The sequence below is a fragment of the Acidiphilium sp. JA12-A1 genome (genome assembly GCF_000724705.2).
Classification (GTDB): domain Bacteria; phylum Pseudomonadota; class Alphaproteobacteria; order Acetobacterales; family Acetobacteraceae; genus Acidiphilium; species Acidiphilium multivorum.
Window position 1 is genome coordinate 1 of the sequence record NZ_JFHO01000123.1, and the last position, 7,750, is coordinate 7,750.

Sequence of the window (7,750 nt, forward strand, 5' to 3'; positions counted from 1 at the left end):
GGGCAGGGCAGGGCAGGGCAGGGGGGAGCAAGGCGGAGCGGAGCAAAAACGCTTGCCCACCCCCCGGCCTTCATGGTCCATACTGGTCCATGACCGCGTGCAGCCCCGCAACCCCGGCCGAGCGTCTCGCCCGCATCCTTGACGGGTTGTATTGCGTCGTCGCGGCCGAGGGCCTCGCCCGCGGCCTCGCCGGGCCGTTCATCATCCTCGTCTGCGCCCGCCTGCGGTTTTTCGCGGCCCGCTTCGCCGCCCATCTCGCATCCCGCCCGCGCCCGCGCCGCCTCGCGCCGTCCACGCCCCGCCCCCGCGCGCGCAAAACCCTGCCGCGCCGCTACGCCTGGCTGCTCAACCTCATCCCCAGCGCGGCCGCCGCCCGCGCCCAGCTCCGCGCGCTCCTCGCCGAACCCGACATGCGGGCGGCCATCGAATCCCGCCCGGCCACAGGCCGCGCCCTGCGCCCGCTCTGCCACACGCTCGGCATTCCGTTGCCGCCGGCGCTCCGCCGCCCGCGCCGCCCGAGGCCCCGACCGCCGGCGGCCGAACCAGCACCGCCCAAAAACGAAAACGGCGGCGCGAACCTCGCGCCGCCGTCTCCAGGCTTTTTCGCCCGCCCCGCGTCACCGCGCGGCGGAGCGGATCAAGATATCAGCCGCCCGCCGCCGCCGCGACCTCCGCCGCGAAGTCGGTGGCTTCCTTCTCGATCCCCTCGCCGAGGGTGAACCGCACGAAACGGGTCAGGGTCGCCCCGGCGCTCTGGACGATCTTCTGCACCTTGCTTTCGCCGTCGTGCACCCAGGTCTGCTCCAGCAGCACCACGTCCTCGTAGAACTTCTTCACCCGGCCCTCGACCATCTTCTCGATGATCGCTTCCGGCTTGCCGGAGGCGCGCGCCTGCTCGGCCAGCACCGCCTTCTCGCGCTCCAGCGCCGACGGATCGACATCGGCGATGCTCAGCGCATCCGGCCGCGTCGCCGCGACATGCATGCCGATCTGCCGCCCCAGCGTGCTCAGCGCCTCGTCGGCCTTGCCTTCCAGCGCCACCAGCACGCCGATCTTGCCGAGCCCCGGCTTCAGCGCGCCATGCACGTATGACGCGGCAACGCCGTCCTTCACCTCGACCACCGCGGCCCGCCGGATCGACATGTTCTCGCCGACGGTGGCCACCAGGCTCACCAGCTCGTCCGCAACGCTGTGCGACTTGCCCGGAAAGGCCGCCGCCTTCAGCGCCTCGACATCCTCGCCCACGGTCAGCGCCAGCTTCGCCACCGTCTCGACGAAATTCTGGAACGCCTCGTTCCGCGCCACGAAGTCGGTCTCGGCATTCACCTCGACCATCGACGCCCTGTTGCCCTCATGGGCGACACCGACCAGTCCTTCCGCCGCGGTCCGCCCCGACTTCTTCGCCGCCGCGGCAAGACCCTTTTTGCGCAGCCAGTCGACCGCGGCTTCCATGTCGCCGTCGGTCTCGACCAGCGCCTTCTTGCAATCCATCATGCCCGCGCCGGTCTTCTCACGCAGATCCTTGACCATCGCGCCGGTGATATCGGCCATGGGAGTTCTCCTCAGAAAATGAATACGGCCGGACCCGCCAGGGGCGGGTCCGGAATTCGTCCCGCGTGCGGCTCAGGCGTGCGCTTCGGCGTCCTCGTCCACCGCCTCGGCCGGCAGTTCTTCCAGCGCGCCGATATCCGCGCCGGAAGCCGCCATCTCGGCGCTGATCCCGTCGAGCACCGCGTTCGCGACCAGGTCGCAATACAGCGTGATCGCGCGGATCGCGTCGTCATTGCCGGGGATCGGATAGGTGACACCCTCGGGGTTCGAGTTCGAGTCGAGCACCGCGACGACCGGAATGCCGAGCTTGTTGGCTTCCTCGACCGCGAGCTTCTCCTTGTTCGTGTCGATGATGAACAGGATGTCCGGCAGGCCGCCCATTTCCTTGATGCCGCCCAGCGCGCGGTCGAGCTTGTCGCGCTCGCGCATGAGGTTCAGCATTTCCTTCTTGGTCAGGCCCTGGCCATCACCGGCCAGCGTCTCTTCCATCTGCCGCAGCTTGCGGATCGAGTTGGTGATGGTCTTCCAGTTGGTTAGCATGCCGCCGAGCCAGCGGTGATTGACGTAATACTGGCCGCAGCGCTTCGCCGCGTCGGCCACGTGCTCGGCCGCCGCCCGCTTGGTGCCGACGAACAGCACGCGCCCGCCGCCGGCGGTGACGTTGCGGATCTCGCGCAGCGCGCGCTCGAGCATCGGCACGGTCTGCTGCAGGTCGATGATGTGGACCTGGTTGCGCACGCCGAACAGGAACGGCGCCATGCGCGGGTTCCAGCGGCGGGTGTTGTGGCCGAAATGCACGCCGGCTTCGAGCAGCTGGCGCAGGGAGACGTCTGGCATCGCCATGATCTGGTATCCTTGTCTGGGGCCGCCGGGCAGGCGGCCATCCGGTTGAACCTCCACGAAGCCGAGCCTTGCGGCACCGGAACCAGCGCGCTGGATAAGGCGCTTCGTGTGCGAATTGTCGGCAACTTCGCCCGAAGGCGTGCCGGTCGGGGCGATATGGCCCAGATCGGCCTTCGGCGCAAGACGTGCTAGACGCCGGGCATGACGCCGCTCGCCCTTTATATCCACTGGCCGTTCTGCAAGGCCAAATGCCCCTATTGCGACTTCAACTCCCATGTCCGCGAGCGGATCCCGGAGCGGCGGATCGTCGCCGCACTCCTCGCCGAACTCGACTTCGAGGCCGCCCGCCTCGGTCCGCGCCGGCTGACCTCGATCTTCTTCGGCGGCGGCACGCCGAGCCTGATGGCGCCCGAAAGCGTCTCGGCACTGATCGCGCGGGCCTGCCGCCTGTTCACGCCGGCGCCGGATCTGGAGATTACGCTCGAGGCCAACCCCACCAGCATCGAGGCCGGGCGGTTCCGCGCCTATCGCGAGGCCGGGGTCAACCGCGTCTCGATCGGCGTGCAGAGCCTGAACGACGACGCGCTGCGCTTTCTCGGCCGCGAGCATGGCGCGGCCGAGGCGATGGCCGCAGTGGAACTCGGCCGGGCCATCTTCCCGCGCCTGTCCTTCGACCTGATCTATGCCCGGCCGGGCCAGACGCTCGCCGCCTGGCGCGCCGAACTCGGCGCCGCCCTCGCCGTCGGGCTCGATCATCTCTCGCTCTACCAGCTCACCATCGAGCCCGGCACGCGATTCGCCACCGCCCATGCCCGCGGCGATTTCGCGCTCCCCGAGGATGACGATGCCGCGGCACTTTACGACGCCACCGCCGAGGAGGCGGCGCGCTTCGGCCTCGGCCCCTACGAGATTTCGAACTACGCGAAGCCGGGCGAGGAGTCGCGCCACAACCTCGCCTACTGGCGCTACCGCGACTATGCCGGCATCGGCGCCGGCGCGCATGGGCGGATCAGCCTGGGCGGCACCCTGCTCGCGACGCGGCGGCACCGCGCGCCGGAGGAATGGGCCGCCCGGGTCGAGGCGGCGGGGCATGGTAGCACCGAGGAAATCGTGATCGGCGCGGACGAGCGCGCCCGCGAGGCGCTGCTGATGGGGTTGCGGCTGGCCGAGGGAATCGACCGGGACGCCTACGCGACGCGGACCGGGCGCGATCTCTTGGACATGCTCGACCCCGATGTGACGGCGCAGGCGATCGAGGCGGGCTATCTCGACGTCGCGCCGGCGCGGGTGAGCGCGACCTATGAAGGCCGCAAGCGGCTCGACTCGCTGCTGGCGGCGCTGCTCGGCTAGAGCACCATCCGATCCGGATGGATCGGAAAGTGCTCCAAGACTTACTGCGGCCGGCGCTGCACGCCGGTGCCGAGGAAGCCGCCATCGACCGCGAGCACGTGGCCGGTGACATAGCCGGCATCCTCCGAGCAGAGGAAGGCGGCGGCGCCGGCGATTTCCTCCGGCGTCGCGTAGCGGCGCATCGGCACGGCGTCGGTCCAGATCCGGCGGATCTCGGCGTCGTGCATGCGCGCGACCAGCGGCGTGTCCACCGGGCCGGGGGCGATCACGTTCACCCGCACGCCGGCGGTGGCGAGTTCCACCGCCATGACCTGGCTCATGATCACCACGCCGCCCTTCGAGGCGCCGTAGGCGGTGCGGCCGACATTCCCGCGCATGCCCGACACGCTGGCGATGTTGACGATCGCGCCGCCGCCCTGCGCGACCATCGCCCGCGCCGCCGCCTGCGCGACCAGGAACGTGCCGCGCAGGTTGATCGCGATGATGCGGTCGAACAGTTCGGGGGTGGTTTCCAGCAGCGGCACGTCATGGCCGATGCCGGCCGCCTGGACGAGGATATCGACCCGGCCATGGGTGGCGCGGGTGGTCTCGACGAGTTCGGCGGCGCTCGCCGGATCGGCGACGTCCACCCGCAGCGGGGCGATGGGGGGCGCGGCGTCGAGCGTTGCCGCGTCGGTCGCGATGTCCGCGGCGATCACCTTCGCGCCCTCGGCGGCGAGGCGGGCGGCGATGGCGGCGCCGATGCCGGACAGCCCGCCGGTGACGATGGCGATCTTGTTGTCGAATCTCATGGCTTGTCTCCGGTCGGGGCGAGTCTGTCAGTGGGGGAGCAGGGCCGTGGTGATCGCCGGGACGAAGGCGACGATCAGCAGGCCGATCAGCAGCGCGGCAAGATAGGGCACGATGCGGCGCATGCCGGCGGCAGGGTCGATCCGCCCGATCGCGCAGGCGGCGTAGTAGCCGACGCCGAAGGGCGGGGCGAACAGGCCGATCCCCATCGCGAGGATCACCACGATCGCGTAGTGCACCTCGTTGATGCCGGCCTGGCTCGCCACCGGGAACAGCAGCGGGCCGAACAGCACCATCGCGGGGATGCCCTCGAGAACGCTGCCGAGCACGATGAAGACCAGGATGGACGCGAGCAGGAAGCCGTCGCGCCCGCCGGGCACCGCTTGCATCGCCGCCCCCAGCGACATCGCGAAGCCGGACTGGGTGAGCGCCCAGGACATGCAGCTCGCGGTGCCGATGATGAACAGGATCGCGCCCGAGAGCGATGCGCTGTCCACCAGCATCGGCCAGAGGCGGCGCCAGTCGAACTGGCGGTAGACGAGCAGGCCGACCAGGGCCGAATAGAAGATGCCGATGGTGGACACCTCGGTCGCGGTGGCGATGCCGTCGGCGACGGCGAAGCGGATCAGGAAGGGGACGACCAGCGCCGGCAGGGCGATGACGAAATTCCGCGCCATGACGCGGACGGGCGCGCGCGGCGCGGCACCGTGGCCATCGCGCCCCGCGTTCCGCCGGGCGATGATGCCGAGCACGATCGCCAGCACGAGCGCCGGCAGCATGCCGCCGGCGAAGAGGGCGGCGATCGAGACGCTGGTGACCGAGCCGATGATGATCAGCACCAGGCTGGGCGGGATCGTCTCGCTCATCGCGCCGGAGGCGGCGAGCAGCGAGACCAGCTCGCCCTCCGGCACGCCGCGGCGCTTCATCTCGGGGAACAGCACCGGGGCGACCGCCGCCATGTCCGCCGCCTTGGCGCCGGAAATGCCGGAGACGATATACATCGCGCCGAGCAGGACATAGCTGAGCCCGCCGCGGAAATGGCCGAACAGGGCGGCCAGGCTGTCGACCATCGCGCGGGCCATGCCGGTCATCTCGATCAGCGTGCCGAGGAAGACGAAGAGCGGCACCGCGAGCAGGATCAGCGAACTCATGCCCTCCTGCATCTTGCCGACCATGATCGAGAGCGGAATGCCGCCGGCATCGGCGAGATAGGCGAAGGTGGCGAGGCCGAAGGCGAAGCCGATCGGCACGCCGGCGGCAACGCCCGCGCCGAGCAGCAGCACGAAGAAGACGACGAGCGACCAGTTGCCGATATCGTCGAACCAGGGGGCGAGGACGGACAGCGCGAGGCCGGCGGCGGCGAGGCCGATCGCGGCGAGCAGCAGGTCGCGCAGGCGGTGCGCCGGGAGCTGGACCAGCGCGGTCAGCACGATCAGCCCGAAGCCGGCCGGCAGGGCGGCGGTGCGCAGGCTGCCGGGCAGGCCCAGCGCCGGCGTGTGGATCGCGCCCTGCTGGGCGGCGAAGCCGATCGCGTCCGGCAGGAGCAGCAGCGCGAAGCCGGCCATCGCCGCCAGCGCGAAGGCCTCGGCGAAGGCGCGGGTCGAGGGGCCGAGACGGGCGACGAGCGCCGTCATGCGCATGTGGCCGCCGCGGCGCAGCGCGATGACCGTGCCGAACATGGCAAGCCAGAGGAACAGGAGTTCTTCCAGCTCCTCCGACCAGACCATCGCGATGCCGCAGGCGCGCGCCAGGATACTCGCGCCGAGCAGCAGCACCTCGGCGGCGAGCAGCAGGGCCGCCGCCGCCTCGACCGCGCGGGCGAGCGCGCGGTCGGCACGGGCGAGCGCGCCGGGGCGGGGCGGCGTCATCGCAAGGCGGTCGTCAGGCGAGCTTGCCGACCGCGGCTTCCAGCGTGCTCCACGCCTCGTCGCCGAAGCGCTTCTTCCACTCGGCATAGAAGCCGGCCTTCTGCAGGGCGGCGCGGAAGGGGGCGGCATTCGTGTCGTTGAACTTCAGGCCCTGGCCTGAGAGCTTGCCGCGCAGGGAATCGTTGAGCTTCGCGACATCGGCGCGCTCCTTCACCGCGGCGCCGTTGATCTCGTCCTCGACGATGGCGCGCAGCTTCGGCGGCAGCTTCTCGAACGCCTTCGGGTTGGCGAGGAACCAGAACCCGTCCCACATGTGGTTGGTCATCGAGCAGTATTTCTGCACCTCGTAGAGCTTCGCCGTCTCGATCACCGCGAGCGGGTTTTCCTGCGCGTCGACGAGATGGGTCTGCAGGGCGGAGTAGACCTCGTTGAAATTGATCGAGGTCGGCACCGCGCCGAAATCCTTGAACAGCGAGGTCCAGAGCGCGGCGACCGGCACGCGGATCTTGAGCCCCTTGAAATCGGCCGGCTGCATGATCGGGTGGGTGCCGGTGGTGGTCTGGCGGAAGCCGTTGTCAAAGATCCGGTCGAAGGCGGTGAGGCCATGCGCGGCGATGCGGCCGCGGATATGGGCGCCGAGCTTGCCGTCCATCGCCGACCAGACCTGATGGTAGTCCTTGAAGGCGAAGCCGACGCCGGAAATCGCCGCGTCGGGCACCAGGGTCGACAGGATCAGGCCGGAGAGGGTGAAGAACTGCACGGCACCGCTGCGCAGCTGGCTGAGCGTTTCGGTATCCGAGCCGAGCGCGCTGTTCGGGAACAGCATGATGCGCAGCTGGCCGCCGCTGCGGTGCTCGATGTTGCGGATCGCCTCGGAGAGGCGGACGTTGAGCGGATGGGTCGCCGGCAGGTTGGTGGCCAGCCGGTAGCGCAGCACCGCCGCCTCGGCGCGGCCGCCGATGGTGAACAGGGGCAGGGCGGCCGCCGAAAGCCCGAGCTGGCGTCGCGTGATGGTCATGGTCAGGTTTCCTCCCGTTTTGCTGCGCCGGTTGTAAATTAAACGCGATCGTTTGCAACGGAAATGAACGCCGTGGCGGCGGCGGCCGTCACGGCGTCGGGATGCCGGCGCGGCGGGCGATCTGGCGGGCGCGGGCGCGGACCGGGGCGTCGACCATGGCGCCGTCGACCGCCTCGGCGCCATCGGGCCCGGCGGCGAGAATCCGCTGCGCCCAGGCGAGTTCCGCCGCCGACGGGCGGAAGCCCTGCCGGGCCGGCGCGATCTGGCGCGGGTGGATGCAGAGCTTGCCGCCGAAGCCGAGGCTGGCGGCGTGGCGGGCGTCGTCCTCGAT

Annotated in this window: 7 protein-coding genes and 1 pseudogene; 2 read left to right on the plus strand and 6 right to left on the minus strand. The window is 70.3% G+C overall.

The window, feature by feature from the left end:
• Positions 1–89: 89 nt before the first annotated feature.
• Positions 90–719 carry a hypothetical protein gene (locus RT91_RS17830; RefSeq protein WP_152982868.1) on the plus strand — a complete coding sequence of 210 codons (630 nt, stop codon included), beginning with the start codon at positions 90–92 and terminating at the stop codon, positions 717–719.
• On the opposite strand, the gene tsf is transcribed toward RT91_RS17830, so the two are convergent.
• Positions 646–1,551, minus strand: a complete 906-nt coding sequence (gene tsf, locus RT91_RS17835) for a translation elongation factor Ts (protein ID WP_007422559.1) — start codon at positions 1,549–1,551, stop codon at positions 646–648. The two genes, RT91_RS17830 and tsf, sit on opposite strands and share 74 nt — an antisense overlap.
• A 72-nt stretch (positions 1,552–1,623) precedes the next feature.
• Complete coding sequence (rpsB, locus tag RT91_RS17840) at positions 1,624–2,394, minus strand: 30S ribosomal protein S2 (protein ID WP_035188916.1); 771 nt, start codon at positions 2,392–2,394, stop codon at positions 1,624–1,626.
• A 201-nt stretch (positions 2,395–2,595) separates the two neighbouring features.
• On the opposite strand from rpsB, the gene hemW reads away from it, so the two are divergent.
• Positions 2,596–3,744: a radical SAM family heme chaperone HemW gene (gene hemW, locus RT91_RS17845; RefSeq protein ID WP_035188918.1), complete on the plus strand. Its 1,149-nt coding sequence runs from the start codon at positions 2,596–2,598 to the stop codon at positions 3,742–3,744.
• A 41-nt stretch (positions 3,745–3,785) separates the two neighbouring features.
• On the opposite strand, the gene RT91_RS17850 is transcribed toward hemW, so the two are convergent.
• From RT91_RS17850 to RT91_RS17865, 4 genes and pseudogenes are all read right to left on the minus strand, one after another.
• On the minus strand, positions 3,786–4,535 hold the full coding sequence (locus tag RT91_RS17850; RefSeq protein ID WP_013640150.1) for an SDR family NAD(P)-dependent oxidoreductase: 750 nt from the start codon (positions 4,533–4,535) through the stop codon (positions 3,786–3,788).
• A 27-nt stretch (positions 4,536–4,562) separates the two neighbouring features.
• A complete protein-coding gene (locus RT91_RS17855) occupies positions 4,563–6,401 on the minus strand; it encodes a TRAP transporter large permease subunit (protein ID WP_035188921.1) in 1,839 nt (612 codons plus the stop codon).
• A 13-nt stretch (positions 6,402–6,414) separates the two neighbouring features.
• Entirely contained in the window at positions 6,415–7,419 is a 1,005-nt protein-coding gene (locus RT91_RS17860) for a TRAP transporter substrate-binding protein (protein ID WP_007423815.1), read from the minus strand.
• Between the two features lie 88 nt (positions 7,420–7,507).
• Positions 7,508–7,750: pseudogene (locus RT91_RS17865) on the minus strand (CoA ester lyase); the annotation flags it as partial.

Coding starts and splice junctions, on each gene's coding strand:
- RT91_RS17850 (WP_013640150.1), bottom strand. CDS start 4,535: ATGAGATTCGACAACAAGATCGCCATCGTCACCGGCGGGCTGTCCGGC.
- RT91_RS17855 (WP_035188921.1), bottom strand. CDS start 6,401: ATGACGCCGCCCCGCCCCGGCGCGCTCGCCCGTGCCGACCGCGCGCTC.
- hemW (WP_035188918.1), top strand. CDS start 2,596: ATGACGCCGCTCGCCCTTTATATCCACTGGCCGTTCTGCAAGGCCAAA.
- rpsB (WP_035188916.1), bottom strand. CDS start 2,394: ATGGCGATGCCAGACGTCTCCCTGCGCCAGCTGCTCGAAGCCGGCGTG.
- tsf (WP_007422559.1), bottom strand. CDS start 1,551: ATGGCCGATATCACCGGCGCGATGGTCAAGGATCTGCGTGAGAAGACC.
- RT91_RS17830 (WP_152982868.1), top strand. CDS start 90: ATGACCGCGTGCAGCCCCGCAACCCCGGCCGAGCGTCTCGCCCGCATC.
- RT91_RS17860 (WP_007423815.1), bottom strand. CDS start 7,419: ATGACCATCACGCGACGCCAGCTCGGGCTTTCGGCGGCCGCCCTGCCC.